The sequence below is a fragment of the Streptomyces sp. NPDC046379 genome, from assembly GCF_055587785.1.
Window position 1 is genome coordinate 63,798 of record NZ_JBVJFP010000009.1, and the last position, 17,624, is coordinate 81,421.

General features: G+C 74.7%; 14 protein-coding genes and 1 pseudogene. 10 read left to right on the forward strand and 5 right to left on the reverse strand.

Annotation, left to right across the window (positions count from 1 at the left end; genetic code table 11):
* Window positions 1-13: 13 nt before the first annotated feature.
* The gene (locus tag ACZ6KF_RS17335) at window positions 14-1,636 is read right to left on the reverse strand and encodes a serine/threonine-protein kinase (protein WP_356626912.1); all 1,623 of its coding nucleotides are present in this window, start codon (window positions 1,634-1,636) and stop codon (window positions 14-16) included.
* A gap of 220 nt (window positions 1,637-1,856) precedes the next feature.
* Here ACZ6KF_RS17335 and ACZ6KF_RS17340 point away from each other — a divergent pair.
* Both ACZ6KF_RS17340 and ACZ6KF_RS17345 read left to right on the forward strand, forming a co-directional pair.
* A pseudogene (locus ACZ6KF_RS17340) lies at window positions 1,857-2,299 on the forward strand (anti-sigma factor domain-containing protein); the annotation flags it as partial.
* A gap of 126 nt (window positions 2,300-2,425) precedes the next feature.
* Window positions 2,426-2,695, forward strand: a complete 270-nt coding sequence (locus ACZ6KF_RS17345; RefSeq protein ID WP_356626913.1) for a hypothetical protein — start codon at window positions 2,426-2,428, stop codon at window positions 2,693-2,695.
* A 42-nt stretch (window positions 2,696-2,737) separates the two neighbouring features.
* Here the strand turns inward: ACZ6KF_RS17345 and ACZ6KF_RS17350 are convergent, their stop codons facing one another.
* The 4 genes from ACZ6KF_RS17350 to hmgA all read right to left on the reverse strand — a co-directional run bounded on the left by ACZ6KF_RS17350 (window position 2,738) and on the right by hmgA (window position 7,334).
* Window positions 2,738-3,934 (reverse strand): CaiB/BaiF CoA transferase family protein, encoded by a 1,197-nt coding sequence (locus ACZ6KF_RS17350; RefSeq protein WP_469159089.1) that lies wholly within the window; start codon window positions 3,932-3,934, stop codon window positions 2,738-2,740.
* Between the two features lie 24 nt (window positions 3,935-3,958).
* Entirely contained in the window at window positions 3,959-5,104 is a 1,146-nt protein-coding gene (locus tag ACZ6KF_RS17355; RefSeq protein ID WP_356626915.1) for a type ISP restriction/modification enzyme, read from the reverse strand.
* 138 nt (window positions 5,105-5,242) lie between these two features.
* A complete protein-coding gene (locus ACZ6KF_RS17360; protein WP_356626916.1) occupies window positions 5,243-5,989 on the reverse strand; it encodes a GntR family transcriptional regulator in 747 nt (248 codons plus the stop codon).
* 28 nt (window positions 5,990-6,017) lie between these two features.
* Window positions 6,018-7,334, reverse strand: coding sequence for a homogentisate 1,2-dioxygenase (hmgA, locus tag ACZ6KF_RS17365; RefSeq protein ID WP_356626917.1), 1,317 nt, complete (start codon window positions 7,332-7,334; stop codon window positions 6,018-6,020).
* A gap of 282 nt (window positions 7,335-7,616) precedes the next feature.
* Here hmgA and ACZ6KF_RS17370 point away from each other — a divergent pair, with 282 nt between their 5' ends.
* From ACZ6KF_RS17370 to ACZ6KF_RS17405, 8 genes are all read left to right on the forward strand, one after another.
* Window positions 7,617-8,135 (forward strand): hypothetical protein, encoded by a 519-nt coding sequence (locus tag ACZ6KF_RS17370; protein WP_356626918.1) that lies wholly within the window; start codon window positions 7,617-7,619, stop codon window positions 8,133-8,135.
* A 63-nt stretch (window positions 8,136-8,198) separates the two neighbouring features.
* Window positions 8,199-8,813: a TetR/AcrR family transcriptional regulator gene (locus ACZ6KF_RS17375; RefSeq protein WP_356626919.1), complete on the forward strand. Its 615-nt coding sequence runs from the start codon at window positions 8,199-8,201 to the stop codon at window positions 8,811-8,813.
* A 259-nt stretch (window positions 8,814-9,072) separates the two neighbouring features.
* Window positions 9,073-11,325, forward strand: a complete 2,253-nt coding sequence (locus ACZ6KF_RS17380) for a molybdopterin oxidoreductase family protein (RefSeq protein ID WP_469239110.1) — start codon at window positions 9,073-9,075, stop codon at window positions 11,323-11,325.
* A gap of 134 nt (window positions 11,326-11,459) precedes the next feature.
* The gene (locus ACZ6KF_RS17385; protein ID WP_469239111.1) at window positions 11,460-12,839 is read left to right on the forward strand and encodes a CitMHS family transporter; all 1,380 of its coding nucleotides are present in this window, start codon (window positions 11,460-11,462) and stop codon (window positions 12,837-12,839) included.
* Window positions 12,840-13,043: 204 nt separating this feature from the next.
* Window positions 13,044-14,336 carry an MFS transporter gene (locus ACZ6KF_RS17390; protein WP_469239112.1) on the forward strand — a complete coding sequence of 431 codons (1,293 nt, stop codon included), beginning with the start codon at window positions 13,044-13,046 and terminating at the stop codon, window positions 14,334-14,336.
* A 107-nt stretch (window positions 14,337-14,443) separates the two neighbouring features.
* Window positions 14,444-15,016 (forward strand): hypothetical protein, encoded by a 573-nt coding sequence (locus tag ACZ6KF_RS17395; RefSeq protein ID WP_356626922.1) that lies wholly within the window; start codon window positions 14,444-14,446, stop codon window positions 15,014-15,016.
* Window positions 15,000-16,082, forward strand: a complete 1,083-nt coding sequence (locus ACZ6KF_RS17400; protein ID WP_469239114.1) for a class F sortase — start codon at window positions 15,000-15,002, stop codon at window positions 16,080-16,082. The genes ACZ6KF_RS17395 and ACZ6KF_RS17400 overlap by 17 nt, the downstream gene beginning before the upstream one ends.
* A gap of 173 nt (window positions 16,083-16,255) precedes the next feature.
* On the forward strand, window positions 16,256-17,590 hold the full coding sequence (locus ACZ6KF_RS17405; RefSeq protein WP_469159092.1) for an ABC transporter ATP-binding protein: 1,335 nt from the start codon (window positions 16,256-16,258) through the stop codon (window positions 17,588-17,590).
* Window positions 17,591-17,624 lie beyond the last annotated feature (34 nt).

Consider the following 17,624-nt stretch of genomic DNA (forward strand, 5'->3'; position numbering starts at 1 on the left):
CGTACGAACCCGTTCAGTCGCTGACGGAAGGCGACGGCGACGCCGAGGTCCCGCCCGTCGGGGTCCCGGCCGCCGTCGCGCAGCTCACCGAGAACGGCACGGTCCGCGACCTCGTCTCCACGGGTGACCGCACCTGCACGCCGATCTCGTTCTCGTACGTCCCACCGCCCGCGTACGCCGTCACGGTCACCCGGTCCTGGCGCGTACGCGGGCCGTCCTTCGAGAAGGACAGCGTCTTCCAGCCACCGCCGGCCACCTCGCCGTCGCGCGTCACCCAGCGGTAGTCGACCTCCGCCGGCAGCCGGCCCACGGTGAACGTGGCCGTGAACGCCGGCGCCTCGGCGCCCGGCGGCGGACAGGGGCCGGAGTAGGCGGTGCGCTCCCCGGAGACGGTCACCGTCACCGACTGGGGCGGCGCGGTGGCGCTCGGCGCGCTGCGACTCGGGCGCGGGCTCGGGGCCGACGTCTCGTCGGGGGCGCTCTCCCGCCCGGTCGCGCTCGCCGGGGCGCTTACCCGCGCCGACGGCGTGGCGGTGCCGCCGCCCGCGGTCCCGTCGCCGTCCCCGTCGTTCAGCAGCGTGTACGTCAGCCCGGCCAGCGCCAGCGCCACGGCGGCGACGCCCGCGACCAGCACGGGGACGGCGCGGCGGTCGCGCGGTGGTGGAACGGCCGTGCTCCCGGTCGCCGGGGCGGGGGCCGGAACAGGTCGCGTGGGCGCCGTCGACGGCGGTTCCGCGGCCGGGGTCGCAGCGGCCGGGGCGTACGGCGTCGTCGGCGGGGCGTCCGCGCGCGGGGTGCCGCCCGCGCCGACCAGCCGCAGGTCCTCCTCGGCCCGCTCCGCCGGGATGCGCTCGGCCGGGTCCTTGCGCAGCAGCCCCGCGATCACGGTGGCCAGCGGCCCCGCCCGGCGCGGCGGCGGCAGCTCCTCGTCCACGATCGCCCGCAGCGTGCTCAGCGGGGTGTCCTGCCGGAACGGCGTGCCGCCCTCCACCGCCGCGTACAGCAGCACCCCGAGCGACCACAGGTCCGACTCCGGCCCCGGCCTGCGGCCCAGCGCCCGCTCCGGCGCGAGGAACTCGGGGGAGCCGATCAGTTCGCCGGTCATGGTCAGCGCCGAGCTGCCCTCGACCATGGCGATGCCGAAGTCGGTGAGCACCACCCGGCCGTCGTTGGACAGCAGCACGTTGGCCGGCTTGACGTCCCGGTGCAGTACCCCGGCTCCGTGCGCGGCGCGCAGCGCGGCGAGCACCTCGGCGCCGATGTGCGCGGCCCGCCGGGGCGTCAGCGGCCCCTCGGCCTCCAGCAGCTCGGCCAGGGAGATCCCGCGGACCAGCTCCATCACGATCCACGGCCGGCCCTCCTCCGCGGCCACGTCGTACACCGTCACCACGTTGCGGCTGGTGATCCGCGCCGCCGCCCAGGCCTCGCGCTCCAGCCGTGCGTACATCCGCTCCACGTCGGCGGCGGGCAGCCCGGCCGGGGCCCGCACCTCCTTGACGGCCACCTCGCGGTGCAGCACCTCGTCGCGGGCGCGCCACACGGTCCCCATGCCGCCCTCGCCGAGCGGGGCGAGGAGACGGTAGCGGCCGGCGATCACACGTTCACTGCCCGGTTGCACGGACACGGGCGCCCCCATTCGCGTCCTTCCTCCCCAACGTAGCTCAGCCGAAGGCGGATGCCGCCCCCCTGAACACCGGTCCGGCGCCGACGGCCACCACGACGCACGCCGCGCCACCGGGCCGCGCGACGGACCGGCCCCGCCGCCGGGGCCGCCGACCGGCGGGGCCGGCGCGCTGGGGCGGACGCCACCGCTCGGAGAGGCGTCCGGCCCGCTGCCGCCGCCGCGTCGCCGAGGTCGCGCCCTGTCCGAGGACGCCCTGCGGCCGGCCCGGTCCACGGCCGCCCCGGCGCGGCCCGCCCTGCGCGATCGGGTCATGGCCGCCGCGCGCGCCACCCCGCAGAAACCGCGCCGACGGCCCGCAGGCGCACGCTCGCGCTGCCCGTCGCCCCTCCGGGGGACACGGCCGCTCCCGCGCACTCGTACGCCCCGGACGCGTCCCGTGACCCTGCGCGGACACGGCGAACCGCGCGGCGGGCGCGTCCACCGGCTCCCGCTCGGCGTCCGCGGGAGCGACCGCGCTCCCGCGGGCTCCTCGACGGCGACACGCCCCTGGTCGCCGCCGGCCTCGGCCCCGCCGCCACGTCACTCGCCGTGACCGTCGAGCCCGGCGGGTCCGAGCGGCCCACCAGCGGACCCCATGTCCAACTCGCCCTGGATTCTGCCGGATTCGGAGAGTAGTCGAAGAGGCGTCGTCAACACCCTTACGGGGAACGTGTTTCCTGTGAGGCCGATACACGAGTGCCCCGGCGGGGCGATAGGGTTACCCTGCCCGGGCCGGGTGGACTCGTACGGGTGGGGAGTGACATGGAACAGATAACAGTGCGCAGCAGGGCGAGGGTCCCTGCCATCACCTGCGGGAGCAGCGCGACCAGTTCGCGCCTCGACCGCCATCTCTCGGTGCTCGCGGGGCCGGCGGTCCCGCAGCGGGAGGCGGCCGAGGCGACCTCGCTGATGCGTGAACTGACCGCGCGAGAGCCCGCGCACACTCCCAGCGCCAGGGGTGCGCGAGTGAGCCGTGTGTCGCTCTTCGCTCCGCTGCGCCGGCTGCGCCGCACCCTCTTCGGCGGCCACTGACCGGCGTCCGGCCCTCCCCGAGGGCCGCTTCGGGAACCGTGCTCAGGCGGCCACACCGTCCCGGCGCAACGCTGCGATCTCCTCGTCCGTCATCCCCACGGCACGCAGCACCGCATCGGTGTGCTGCCCGAGCGCGGGTACGTCCCCCATCCCCGCCTCGTCCCCACCCGGCAGCGTGATGGGCGGCAGCAGCGTCTTCAGCGGCCCGGCCGGCGAACCCACCTCCCGCCACCGTCCCCGGGCCGCCAGCTGCGGATGCCCGGCCAGCTCCCGCACGTCCCGCAGCCGGGCGCACGCGATGCCCGCGCCCTCCAGCCGGGCCAGCGCCTCGTCGGTGTCCAGCGCGCTCAGCGCCCGCGCGACCCGTGCGTCCGTGCGCTCCCGGTTCGCCACCCGCGCCGCGTTGGTCGCGAACGCCGGATCCGCCCCCAACCCCGGTTCTTCCAGCACCCGTTCGGCGAGCCGTCGCCACTCGCGGTCGTTCTGCACCGACAGCAGCACCCGTCCCCCGTCCGCCGTCGGATAGGCGTCGTACGGGGCGATGACGGCGTGCGCGAGACCGGTGCGCGCCGGGGGCGTGCCTCCGTGCAGGGCGTGGTGCAGCGGATGCCCCATCCACTCCGCGAGCGCCTCCAGCATCGACACCTCCACCGGACCGCCCCGGCCCGTGACGCCGCGCCGCACCAGCGCCGCCAGCACGCCCGAGAAGGCGTACATGGCCGCCGCGATGTCAGCCGCCGGGATACCCGCCTTGACCGGCCGGTCCGGCGTGCCGGTCACCGACACCAGCCCCGCCTCGCACTGCACGAGCATGTCGTACGCCCGCTTGTCCGCGTACGGACCCGACGACCCGTAGCCCGAGATGTCCACGGCGATCAGGCGGGGGTGCGCGGCGCACAGCGTGGCGGCGTCCAGGCCGAGCCGGGCGGCGGCGCCCTGGGCGAGGTTCTGCACGAACACGTCCGCACCGGCGACCAGCCGCCGCACGGCCTCCAGGCCACGCGGGTCCTTCAGGTCCAGCGCGACCGATTCCTTGCCGCGGTTGCACCACACGAAGTGCGAGGCCAGTCCCCGCGCGGCGGTGTCGTAGCCGCGGGCGAAATCGCCGCCGTCCACCCGCTCCACCTTGACCACCCGGGCGCCGAGGTCGGCGAGCTGACGGGTCGCGAAGGGGGCGGCGACGGCCTGTTCGACGGCGACGACGGTGATGCCCGCGAGGGGCGGCGGCTGGCGTTCCATGGCACCGGATGATGGCAGCGCCGCTCACAGCAGCGCGAACTGGCCCTCCGGGCCCTCCTCGCGGTGGTCCAGCACCGACGCCGGCCGGCGCGCGGAGGGCGGCGCCGGCAGGACGCCCGCCGCACGCAGGTCCGCCGCGGTGACCGCCGACCCGGGCTCCGGCGGCCGTACTTCGGACAGCAGGGCCAGGACCGTGATCAGCTCCAGCAGTTCCGACGTCCACGACTGCGGCCAGGTCGCCGGGCGGACGGCCCGCAGCGTGCCGGGCCCGGCCTCGGCGGTGCGCGCCGCGAACCACTGCTCCAGCACCCTCGCCCCGCCCGCTTCGAAGTCCCACGCCTCGGGCGGCACCGGGGATATGCGGCCCTCGTCGACGTACAGGGCCTCCTCCTCGCGGTCGTAGCGCAGGGCGAGCGGGCGGGGCGGGAGCGGGGCGCGGACGTAGGGGCGGCGCCCGCCGGGCAGCTTGGGGCGCTCGCCGTCGCGGCGCATCAGCCACAGCATCCGGCGGCCCGTGCGCACGCCCTCCGCCCAGAGGTCCGGGTCGTCGGTGAGGGGCACGGAGAGGTCCGGGCGCACGACGGCGAGGGTCCAGGCGAGCACGTCCACCGGGTCGGGGGCGTGACCGAGGCGGGCGGCGAGGTGGTCCAGGAGGCCGGGGGCGAGGTTGGGCTCGGCGGCGCCGGGGCGACGGTAGAGCGGGCGGACGCGGCCGGGGCGCAGCAGCGGGACGCGGGAGGTGGCCAGCAGACGGGGACCGCCGGGGCCGGGCGCCTCGACGGCGAAGATCTGGTGCTCGTCGGCCGCCCGCCACAGCTCGGGGCGGGCCGCGTCGATCAGACGGTGGTCGGGAATCAGCCACTGCTCGTCGAAGGGCGCGTACAGCACCCGGACCGGCTCCGCGCAGGGGCCCGAGGCCCGCGCCAGCTTCTCCGTGCCGCCGCCCCCGCCCGGCAGCCGGCCGACCGCCGTGTGCAGGGTGCGCGCCCGCGACGGTTCGAACAGCGCCTCCCGGTCCGGCCCCTCGGCCTTGATCAGCGCCTCCCACCGCGCCTTCAGCGAGCCCGGGTCGGGCGCCGCCGGCCACCCCCGGCCGAGCCGCGGCGGTGCGACGGACCACGGCATGAGGTCCGCGAGCAGCGGAGCATCGTCGTGCGTCACGCCCGGCATCGTACGACGGGCGGCCTGCCGGCGGGCGGGGCGGCGGGCGGCGCGGGCGGTGCGCCCCGCGATCCGCCGGTCCCGCGATCCGCCGGTCCCGCGATCCGCCGGTCCCGCGATCCGCCGGTCCCGCCGGCCGCCGCAGACCTACGCGTCGAGGGTGACCGTGAAGGAGAAGCGGTCGCCGCGGTAGTGGATGACGGCCACGTCCAGGGCGCGGCCCGTGCTGTCGTGGGTGACGCCCGTGTAGTGCAGGATCGGGCTCAGCAGCGGGACCTGGAGGAGGCGGGCCGTCTCCGGGTCCGCGAGGCGGGCCTCCACCGTGTCCGTGATGCGGCTGATGTCCGCGCCCACCACGTCCCGCAGCACCTTGGTCATCGGCCAGCGCGCCAGGTCGTCCAGGTCGATGCGGGCCGCCAGTTCCGGGCGGACGTAGTTGACGGCGTGGTTGGTCGGCTCGCCGGTCTTCTCGTCGCTGCGCAGCCGGTGGTACCTGGCCACCTCGGCCAGATCGGGGAAGGTGTCGGCCAGTTCGGCCGGCACCGGCGTCCGGCCGTGGCCCAGCAGCTTCGTCGTCATGCCGGACTGCTGGGCGACGATCGCGTCCACCGAGCCGAGCAGCCGTACCGGCGCGCCCCGCAGGGCGTCCGGCTCGATGAACGTGCCGCGCCGCCGGTGCCGGGTGATGAGCCCCTCGTCCTCCAGCTCCTTCAGCGCCTGCCGCATCGTCAGCACGGACACGCCGTAGTGGCCGGCGAGCTGTTCCTCGGTGGGCAGGCGCAGCGGGTCCCTGGGCGAGCGTCCGAGTATCGAGGCGCGCAGCGACTGCGACACCTGGTACCAGAGCGGCAGCTTGCGGTTCAGGACGATCGAGTCCGGGGCGAAGGAGGTCACGGGGCCATCCGTACCGGCAGGGGATGTTTCAGTGCAAGGGGCGGAAGTGCCGCTCCAGGCCGAGCCACACGTCGTCGTAGCGCGACTGCAGGTGCTCCGCACCGGCCGCCTGCGGCGTCAGGGTCACCGGCCGGCGGGTCTCGAACATGAACGCCAGCCCGTCGTCCACCTTCTGCGGACGCAGCTCCGCGGCGCTCGCCCGGTCGAACGTCTCCCGGTCGGGTCCGTGCGCCGACATCATGTTGTGCAGCGAGCCGCCGCCCGGCACGAAGCCCTCCGCCTTCGCGTCGTAGGCGCCCTCGATCAGGCCCATGTACTCGCTCATCACGTTGCGGTGGAAGTACGGCGGCCGGAAGGTGTCCTCGCCCACCAGCCAGCGCGGCGCGAAGACCACGAAGTCGGCGTTGGCCAGACCGGGCGCGTCCGACGGGGACGTCAGCACCGTGAAGATCGACGGATCCGGGTGGTCGTACGAAATGGTGCCCAGCACATTGAAACTGCGCAGGTCGTAGACGTAGGGCACATGGTTTCCGTGCCAGGCGACGACGTCGAGGGGCGAGTGGTCGTAGGTGGCCGACCAGAGGTTGCCGCAGAACTTGTTGATCACCTCGACCGGTCCCTCGACGTCCTCGTACGCGGCCACCGGCGCGCGGAAGTCCCGCGGGTTGGCGAGGCCGTTCGCGCCGATCGGGCCGAGGTCGGGGAGGCGGAAGAAGGCGCCGTAGTTCTCGCAGACGTAGCCGCGGGCCGTCGCGTCGAGCAGTTCGACGCGGAAGCGGACCCCGCGCGGGATCAGCGCCACCTCGCCCGGACCGGCGTGCAGCAGCCCGAACTCGGTGCGCAGCAGCAGCCCTCCGCGCTCCGGCACGATCAGCAGCTCGCCGTCCGCGTTCCCGAACACCCGCTCCATCGAGGCGTTCGCGTGGTACAGGTGCACGGCCATGCCGGTGCGCTCCGCCACGTCGCCGTTGCCGCCGAGGGTCCACAGGCCGGCCAGGAAGTCCGTGCCAGGCTCCGGGGCGGGCAGCGGGTTCCAGCGCAGCCGGTTCGGGTCGGGCGCCGTCTGGTGGAACGGGGCCGTGCGCAGCGCGCCGTTCCGCGTCCGGGTGAACGCCGGGTGCGCGGCCGAGGGGCGGATGCGGTACAGCCACGAGCGCCGGTTGTGCGCCCGGGGCTCGGTGAAGGCCGTGCCGCTGAGCTGCTCCGCGTACAGCCCGAGCGGCGCGCGCTGGGGTGAGTTGCGGCCCTGTGGCAGCGCCCCCGGGACGGCCTCGGAGCTGTGCTCGTTGCCGAATCCCGTCAGGTACGCCAGCCCTTCGGCGGTCTTCCGCGCGTCCGCGCCCATGATCGCTGCTCCCTTGCCAAGCCGATTCCTATGCATCACCGTAGGATTGTGATCGCGGGCGACGCAAGGGGTCGGCGCGAAGCCGGGCCGGCGCGCCGGGCGCAGGCCGCCCCGCAGGCCGCCCCGCAGGTCGTCCCGGTCTGCCCGTGGGTCGCCCCCGCAGGGCGCCCCGTGTGCCGCTCAGGTACCACGCGCCTCCTCTCACCGGACGACAACGAGGCCGACCGGAACCAGACTTCAGGGGGATTCGAGGTGTCGGACCCGTGTTCTAGGCTCCCGGACATGTCGTGGACGCGCCGATGCGGCGCCGCGCTCGCCGTCTGTGTCCTGCTGCTGACCGGATCCGCGGGCTGCGGCGCCGGTGATACCCAGGAGCCCCAGTCGCCCCCGCCGTCCTCGGGGCCGTACCGCGAGATGGCGGAGGACGCCGACCCCGAGGTCGGCATCGAGGTGCAGCCCGACGGCGCCGACTGGGCCGTGCGGCTCACCCTGCGCGACTTCCGCCTCTCCCCGTCCGGCACGCCGTCGCGGGCCGCCCCCGGCCGCGGCGTCGCCCGCCTCTACCTCGACGGCCGCGAGATCGCCGTCCTGCGCACCCCCGAGTACCGCCTGCCCGCCTCCCTCGTCCCGCGCGGCACCCACGAGGTCACCGCGCGCCTGTACGCCGACGACGGCAGGGCGTGGGCCGTGGACGGGGAGCCGGTGCAGGCCACGGCGGACATCACGGCCTCGGGGAGCCCCGGAGGGCAGGCCGGCACCGAGGGCGCGGGGGAGCGGCCGCAGGGAGCGGACCAGCCCTGAGCGTGCGCCTCTCGCGGCGCGTACTCCGGGGTGTGGTTCACCCGATCGCCGCGGAGAGGCATCATGAAGCCCGTGCCCCATCCCACGCTTCGCCGTGCGCCGGTCCAGCGCCGCAGCGCCGAACGGCTGACCAGGATCCTCGACGCCTGCGCCGACCTCTTGGACGAGGTGGGCTACGACGACCTCAGCACCCGTGCGGTCGCCGAGCGCGCCGGCGTCCCGATCGGCTCGGTCTACCGTTTCTTCGGCAACAAACGCCAGATGGCCGGCGCCCTCGCCCAGCGCAACCTGGACCGCTACGCCGAGCGCGTCACGGAACGGCTGCGCGACGCCGAGCCGGGCGACTGGCGGGCCGCGATGGACGCCGTACTGGACGAGTACCTGGCCATGAAGCGCACCGCCCCCGGCTTCTCATTGGTCGACTTCGGCAACCAGATTCCGGTCGGCGCCCACGGGACCGAGCCCAACCACCGGGTCGCCGACCGGCTCACCGAACTGCTCGCCGGACCCATCGGCCGCGAGCCCGACGACGCCCTGCGCCGCACCTTCCTGATCGCCGTCGAGACGGCCGACGCCCTGGTGCAGCTGGCGTTCCGGATCGATCCCGAGGGCGACGCGCAGATCATCGGCGAGACGCGGGAGATGCTGCGGGCGTATCTCGCGCGCGTTCTGGACTGACCCCCGGCGCGGCGGGGCGGCGCCCGTCGTCACTTCGGCGCGGCGGCCGGCGGGTGGCCCTCACCCCGCCTCGGGTCCTGTGTCCCGCCCCCTCCTCGGATCCCGTGCCCAGGCCCCGAGGCCGTACGCCCGCCGTCCCCGAGTCCGTACGCCCCCCACCACCCCACCCCTTCGCCCCCCTCCCCGCCATGCCTACCGGTCGGTATGCTCGGCCCCGACCCGTGCGTCACCGTCGCCGCCGACCCTCCGGGAGGACCCCGTGCCCCGCACCGCTCTGCGCATCTGCCCCCTGTGCGAGGCCACCTGCGGCCTGACGCTCACCATCGAGGGGACCCGCGTCACCCACGCCCGCGGAGACCGCGACGACGTCTTCAGCCGGGGGTTCGTCTGCCCCAAGGGTGCCTCCTTCGGCGCCGTCGATGCCGACCCCGACCGGCTGCGCACCCCGCTCGTGCGCCGGGACGGCGAGCTGCGCGAGGCCACCTGGGAGGAGGCCTTCGACGCGGTCGCCGCCGGTCTGCGCCCGGTCGTGGAGCGGTACGGCCCGCACGCGGTCGGCGTGGTCCTCGGCAACCCCAACGTGCACACCATGGCCGGCGGCCTCTACCCGCCGCTCCTGATCGGCGGGCTCGGGACCCGCAGCGTCTTCAGCGCCTCCACGGTCGACCAGATGCCCAAGCACGTCTCCTGCGGCCTGCTCTACGGCGACGCCAACCTGATCCCCGTCCCCGACCTCGACCGCACCGACCATCTGCTCCTGATCGGCGCCAACCCCCTGGAGTCGAACGGCAGTCTGTGCACCGCCCCCGACTTCCCCGGCCGGCTCAAGGCGCTCAAGGCCCGCGGCGGCGCCCTCACGGTCGTCGACCCGCGCCGCACCCGCACCGCCGCCCTCGCCGACCGCCACATCGCCGTACGGCCCGGCACGGACGCCCTGCTGCTCGCCGCGATGGCCGCGACCCTCTTCGAGGAGGACCTCGTCGCCCTCGGCCACCTCGCCCCGCACGTCCAGGACCTGACCGAACTGCGCGCCGCCCTCGCCGAGTTCACCCCGGAGGTCGTCGCGGACGCCTGCGACGTGGACGCCGCCCTCATCCGCACCCTCGCCCGCGAACTCGCCGCCGCCCCCACCGCCGCCGTCTACGCACGCATCGGCAGCTGCACCGTCCCGCACGGCACCCTCGCCAGCTGGCTCGTGGACGTCCTCAACATCCTCACCGGCAACCTCGACCGCCCCGGCGGCGCCCTCTTCCCGCAGTCCGCCACCGACCGCACCCCCCGCCCCGCCGGACCCGGCCGCGGCTTCGCCCTCGGGCGCTGGCACTCCCGCGTGCGCCGACACCCCGAGGCCAAGTCCGAGCTGCCGATCGCCGCGCTCGCCGAGGAGATCGACACCGTCACCGGTGACGGCGAGCCGATCCGCGCCCTCGTCGCGATCGGCGCCAACCCGGTGCTGTCCGTCCCCGACGGCGACCGCCTCGACAAGGCCCTGGACTCGCTGGAGTTCATGGTGAGCGTCGACCCGTACCTGAACGAGACCGCGCGCCACGCCCACGTCGTCCTGCCGCCGCCCCCGCCCGCCCAGAGCGCGCACTACGACTTCGCCTTCAACACCCTCGCCGTCCGCAACCAGGCCCGCTACACCCGCCCCGCCGTCCCCCTGGAGCCCGGCCGGATGCCGGAGACGGAGATCCTCGCCCGGCTGATCCTCGCCGCCACCGGCATGCACGGCGCCGACCCCGCCGCCGTCGACGCCATGGTGGTCGACCAGACCCTGGCCAAGGCCGTCCGCGAACCCCACTCCCCGGTGCACGGCCGCGACCCGAAGGAACTCGCCGCACAGCTCACCGGCGACGACGGCCCCGAGCGGCGGCTCGACCTGATGCTGCGCCTCGGCCCCTACGGCGACGGCTTCGGCGCCCGTCCGGACGGGCTGACCCTGGCCAGGCTGCTCGCCCACCCGCACGGCATCGACCTCGGCCCCCTGACGCCCCGTCTGCCGCAGCCGCTGAAGACCCGCAGCGGCACGGTGGAGCTGCTGCCCGGCCCGATCGCCGACGACCTGCCCCGCCTGCGCGGGGCCCTGCGCGAACGCCCCGCCGGACTCGTCCTGGTCGGCCGCCGCCATCTGCGCTCCAACAACAGCTGGCTGCACAACGTGCCCGCCCTCACCGGCGGCACCAACCGCTGCAGCCTGCACATCCACCCCGACGACGCGGCACGGCTCGGGGTCCGCGACGGGGCCGCCGTCACCGTCAAGGGCGCCGGGGGAGCGGTGACCGCCCCCGCCGAGGTCACCGACACGGTGCGCAGGGGCGTGGTGAGCCTCCCGCACGGCTGGGGCCACGACCGCCCCGGCACCCGGATGCGGCACGCCGCCGCCGACCCCGGCGTCAACGTCAACCAGCTCCTCGACGGCAGTCTGCTCGACCCGCTGTCCGGCAACGCCGTCCTCAACGCGGTGCCCGTCGAGGTCGTCCCGGCCGCCGAGCAGCACACCGCGCTGACCTGAGCAGAGCGGTGACCTGGAGTTTTGCGCTTATTGCTCGCAGGCGGACGTCTTGTTGACGCGGCTTGGCGGGACCTAACGTCCAACGCACCGCCGGCTCAGGTGGGAGTTCAAGGGCGAACGTTAGGTAACCACTCATGCTGACCCTCCTCGGCTTCGCCATGATCGCGACCTTCCTGGTCCTGATCATGATGAAGAAGATGTCGCCGATCGCGGCGCTCGTGCTCATCCCCGCGCTCTTCTGCGTCTTCGTCGGCAAGGGCGCGCAGCTGGGCGACTACGTCATCGACGGCGTCACCAGCCTCGCCCCCACCGCGGCGATGCTCATGTTCGCGATCGTCTACTTCGGCGTGATGATCGACGTGGGGCTGTTCGACCCGATCGTGCGGGCCATTCTCCGGTTCTGCCGGGCCGACCCGATGCGGATCGTGGTCGGCACGGCCCTGCTGGCCGCGATCGTCTCCCTGGACGGCGACGGCTCCACCACCTTCATGATCACCGTGTCGGCGATGTACCCGCTGTACAAGCGCCTGAGGATGAGCCTGGTCGTGCTGACCGGCGTCGCCGCGATGGCCAACGGCGTGATGAACACGCTGCCGTGGGGCGGCCCGACCGCTCGTGCCGCCACCGCCCTCAAGGTCGACGCCGGTGACATCTTCGTGCCGATGATCCCGGCCCTCGCCGCCGGCCTGCTGTTCGTGATCGCCCTGTCGTACGTCCTCGGCCTGCGCGAGCGCCGTCGGCTCGGCCTGCTGACGCTGGACGAGTCGCTGGTCGAGGAGCAGGAGACGGTGCTGGTCGGCGCCGGCGGCTCGACTGCCGGCCCCGCGCCCGAGTCCCCCGCGCCGAGCGGCGGTCGTGGCGAGGACGACGACTTCCGGGGCCTGGACCAGAATCGCGACACCCTGCGCCCGAAGCTGTACTGGTTCAACGCGCTGCTCACGGTGACCCTGCTCACCGCCATGATCATGGAGTGGCTGCCGATCCCGGTGCTGTTCCTGCTGGGCGCCGCCCTCGCGCTCACCGTCAACTTCCCGCGCATCCCCGACCAGAGGGCCCGCCTCGCCGCCCACGCCGACAACGTCCTCAACGTCTCCGGCATGGTGTTCGCCGCCGCCGTCTTCACCGGAGTGCTGCAGGGCACCGGCATGGTCGACGGCATGGCCACCTGGCTGGTCGACATCATCCCGGCCGGCATGGGCCCGCACATGGCCCTCGTCACCGGCCTGCTGAGCCTCCCGCTCACCTACTTCATGTCCAACGACGGCTTCTACTTCGGCGTTCTGCCGGTGCTCGCCGAGGCGGGCGCCGCGCACGGGGTCTCGCCGCTGGAGATCGCCCGCGCCTCGATCGTCGGCCAGCCGCTGCACATGTCCAGCCCGCTCGTCCCGGCCGTCTACGTCCTGGTCGGCATGGCGAAGGTGGAGTTCGGCGACCACACCCGGTTCGTCGTGAAGTGGGCGGCCCTGACCTGCCTGGTGGTCCTCGGGGCGGCCCTGCTGTTCGGCATCGTCTGAGGCATCCGGCGACAAGTCGAGAAACCGGCACAGACAGGGCGTCGAAAGCAGGGCGCGAAAGACAGTCGTCGACAAAGGGACGTCGACAAAGGGACGTCGACGAACGGACGTCGACGAAGGGGTCACGTCGAAGGGGCCCGTCGAAAGGCTCGTCAAAGGGGCGTCGTCCGACGATTTCGGCCGGCACGCAGGGAGGACACGACCATGGGGCCCGGTGGGAACCGCGGCTGGCTGCTCCGCCTCGTCATCGCCTTCGGCTTCGCGCAGGGGGCGGTGTCGATGGCCCGGCCCGCCGTCTCCTACCGGGCCCTCGCGCTGGGCGCCGACGAGCGGGCGATCGGCGTCATCGCGGGCGTCTACGCGCTGCTGCCGCTGTTCGCCGCGGTGCCGCTGGGCCGCCGTACCGATCACGGCCGCTGCGCGCCACTGCTGCCGGCCGGCGTGGTCCTCATCGCCGCCGGCTGCGCGCTCAGCGGCGTGGCCGGCTCGCTGTGGGCCATGGCCGTGTGGAGCGGGGTGATGGGCCTCGGGCACCTCGCCTTCGTCATCGGCGCCCAGTCGCTGGTGGCCCGCCAGTCCGCGCCGCACGAACAGGACCGCAACTTCGGTCACTTCACCATCGGCGCCTCGCTCGGCCAACTGGTCGGCCCCGTCGCCGCGGGCGTGTTGACCGGCGGCCACGACATGGCCCGCAGCAGCGCCCTCGCGCTGGCCGTGGCGGGGGCGACAGCCGCGGTCGCCTGCTCGTCGCTGTGGCGCGTCGAGGACCGTACGGCGGCCAAGTCCCCCACCCTCCAAGGGGAACGGGTCCCCGTACGGCGCATCCTGCGGGCGCGGGGCGTGCCCGGCGGCATCCTCGTCAGCCTCTCCGTGCTCTCGGCGACCGACGTCCTCACCGCCTATCTGCCGGTCGTCGGCGAGCGCCGCGGCATCGAACCGGCGGTCGTCGGAGCGCTGCTGAGCCTGCGGGCGGCGGCCACCATCGCCTGCCGGCTGGCCCTCACGCCGCTGCTGCGACTCCTCGGCCGCACCGCCCTGCTGACGGCGAGCTGTCTGCTGGGCGCGCTGCTGTGCGCCGGACTCGCGCTGCCGGTGCCGGTGTGGGCGCTCGCGGTGCTGCTGGCGGTCCTCGGGTTCTGCCTCGGCGTGGGCCAGCCGCTGTCCATGACGACCGTCGTCCGGGCGGCCCCGGAGGACGCCCGCTCCACCGCCCTCGCGCTGCGGATCACCGGCAACCGGCTCGGCCAGGTCGCCGCGCCTGCGGCGGCCGGTCTGGTGGCCGGCGCGGCGGGCGTCGCGGCGCCGTTCGTGCTGCTCGGCGCCCTGTTGCTGCTCTCCTCGGGGGCCGCCCTGCGGTCGCCCGCGCGGCCCGCCGGGCCACCGGAGGAGACCGCGGAGGAGAGCGCGGAGAAGACCGTGGGGGAGGGCTCCGGGGGAGTGCGGACGGGAGGGCTCCGGGGGAGTACGGGCGGGGCGGCCGGTGGGCCGAAGGGGTGATGTCCGACGGGGCTTCCGGCGCGGTTGTCGCGCAACGCGGGTCGAGGTGACTCACAGTCAGGTGCAGAGTGATTTGTATGAAAATCGCCTGAACTGAAGGGATGTCCATGTCCACCTCGGTCCGTACGCGCCGCGCCGCCACGCTCGCGGCCCTCGCCGTGGCGGGGTCCGCGTTCGTCGCGGTCCCCACGGCCGTCGCCGCCCCCGGCGACAACGGAGACATCAAGATCCACTCGGTCGGCACGCCCGCCGACGACCCGCGCAACGAGCCGAAGGTGTGCAAGTTCTACCTCGCCGCCTTCAACTTCGACACCATCCAGCAGGTCGCCTGGACCATCCAGACCCAGCCGCTCGACCCGAACGGGGCGACCCGCACCGGCGCCCTGACCCTGGTGACGGGCACGGGCCGGTCGCCGGACCTCTCGCTGCCCGACGGCACGTACAAGCTCACCTGGACCTTCGCGGGCCAGCAGGGGGCGGCCAAGCAGAAGGTGTTCAAGGTCGACTGCCCGACCGACCCCTCCGCCCCGCCGAACGGCGGCCCGCCCGCGGGCGGCGGCGGCCTCGCCCGCGGCGACGCCTTCACACCGGTCGCCGGCGCCGCCGGCGTCGGGCTGGCGGCGGTCGGCGGAGCGGTCTGGCTGCGCTCCCGTCGCCGTTCCCATGGCGCGGCCTCCTGAGTACCGCGGCCGGCCCCGCGGCCGGACGCGCGCCTACCGCCTGACGCGGACGGCCCTGCTGGCCCTCTGTCTGGTGGTCGGCGGCGTCTGGTGGGCGCAGGACGAGGAGCCCGGAGCGGCCACCGCCGCTCCGGGCCCGGCGGCGGCCCGCGCGGGCGCCTCGGCGCCGGACCGGACGGCGCGCCCGGACTCGCCGCCGGGCGTGGCGTCCGGGCAGGGCGGTTCCGGGCCCGCGTCGTCCGCGTCGCCGGCCGCCCGGATGGGGGCCGCGGAGCGGGGTCCGGGCGCCCGGCCCGACGGTCCCGACTCCCGTGCCGGGGCCGGACGGCCGCGCTCGAGTCCCGGGTCCGGCGGTTCCGGGGCGCCTCCCGAGGCCGGCGGTCCGGGGGCTCGTCCCGGTTCCGGACGGCCGGGCGCACACGCACAGTCCGGCGGTCCGGGCGCCCGCCCGGGGGCCGAGGGGCCGGGTTCCCACGCGGGCGCCGGGAGCCGGGGTCCCCGGGCAGGCTCCCCGGGCCCGGGCGCCCGTACCGGAGCGGCCGTTCCGCGCGCCCCGGCCCGCCCCGCCGCCCCCCGCCCGCTGCCGCCCTCCCGCGCCGCCCGGCTCACCGTCCCCTACCTCGACATCGACGCCCCCGTCGTCGGCATCGGCCTCGACGACCGCCGCCGGATGACGGCCCCGCCCGACGACGACCCCAACCTCGTCGGCTGGTACACCGGCGGTCCCACGCCCGGCGAGAACGGCACCGCCGTCGCCGTCGGCCATCTCGACACCATGAAGGGCCCCGCCGTCTTCGCCGGACTCGCCGAGCTGAGGCCCGGCCGCAGCATCGAGGCCCGGCGTTCCGACGGACGGACCGCCGTCTACACCGTCGACGCCGTGAAGTCGTACACGAAGGAGGACTTCCCCTCCCAGTTGGTGTACGGCCACCGGGGCCGCCCCGAGCTGCGCCTGATCACCTGCGACGGCGATTACGACCGTCGTTCCGGCTACTCCGGAAACCTGGTCGTCTTCGCCCATCTCACCCAGATCCGGGAGCCCGGACGAGCACCCGCGCGTGGCTGAACTCCACCGTCCGCTTCATCGCCGACTGATCCGGAGCGCCCGATCCCGCCCGATGTCTTCCCCCAGGTGGGCACATTCCGTTAACTTCCGTGACCCACAGGCCCCGCACGAACCGTGCGGGGCCAACCGACCGCGGAGCACCAGCGCTCAGTGAGCCCACGGGGGCACCTCTCATGACACGCGCCATCTCCCTGCACGACGTGAGCAAGTCCTACACGCGCGGCGTTCGCGTGGTGGACCGGATATCGCTCGACATCTCACCCGGCGAGTTCCTCGTCCTGCTCGGCCCGTCCGGCTGCGGCAAGTCCACCGTGCTGCGCATGATCGCCGGGCTGGAGGAGATCGACGAGGGCGAGCTGCTGCTGGACGGCGAGTTCGCCAACGGACAGGCGCCGTCCGAACGGGACATGGCGATGGTGTTCCAGAACTTCGCCCTCTATCCGAGCATGTCCAGCCGCGACAACATCGGCTTCCCGCTGCGCATCGAGGACCCGGGCGCCGACCCGCGGCCCCGGGTGGACGCCACCGCCCGGATGCTCGGCATCGAGGACCTCCTCGACCGCTACCCGGGCCAGCTCTCCGGCGGCGAGCGCCAGCGCGTCGCCATGGGCCGGGCCATCGCCCGGCACCCGTCGGCCTTCCTGATGGACGAGCCACTGTCCAACCTCGACGCCAAGCTGCGCAACCACCTGCGCGCCGAGATCTCCGCGCTCACCCGCGAACTGGGCGTCACGACGGTGTACGTCACGCACGACCAGTCCGAGGCCATGTCGCTCGGCGACCGGGTCGCCGTCATGCGCGGCGGGGTGCTCCAGCAGGTCGACACCCCGCGCATGGTCTACGCGCTGCCCCGCAACGTCTTCGTCGCCGCCTTCATCGGCACCCCGCGCATCAACCTGCTGCGCGGCATGGTGCGCGCGCCGCTCGGCGGGGCGATGACCATCTCCCTCGGCAAGCAGTACCTGCGGCTGCCCGAACCGCTGTCGCGGGACCACCAGTTGCTGCGGGTCCAGCAGGGCCGCGAGATCATCGTGGGGCTGCGCTCGGAGGCCATCCGGATCGGCAAGGCGGAATCCGCCCGCCCCGGCGAGGTGCCGATCAACGGCCTCGTCGAGCACGTCGAGTACCAGGGCCACGAGAACCTCGTCCACTTCAACACCGGCTCCGTCCCGGCCGTCGTGCCGGAGCTGGAGGCCCCGCGCCCGTCCCGTCCCACGCGGCGGCGACGCCGTGACGGCACGGTGCTGGATCGGCTGCGGGAGAAGGCGGGCGCCCTGCGCTCCGGGTCCGTCGCGGTGCTGGACCGCCCGTCCGAGGAGCGCCCCCAGACCTCCGCCTCCGTCCCGCGGCTGCCCGGCGACCTCATCGTCCGCACCACCCCGGACATGGCCCTGCGGCACGGCATGCACGTCCCCCTCCTGGTCGACCTCGCCCACATGTTCGTCTTCGACCAGGACGGGGAACGCATCTGCCCGGCCCCGTCGCGGCTGCCCGACCTGGAGGCGTGAGCGGTATTCCGCGGGCGGCGTGAGGCGTGCCATG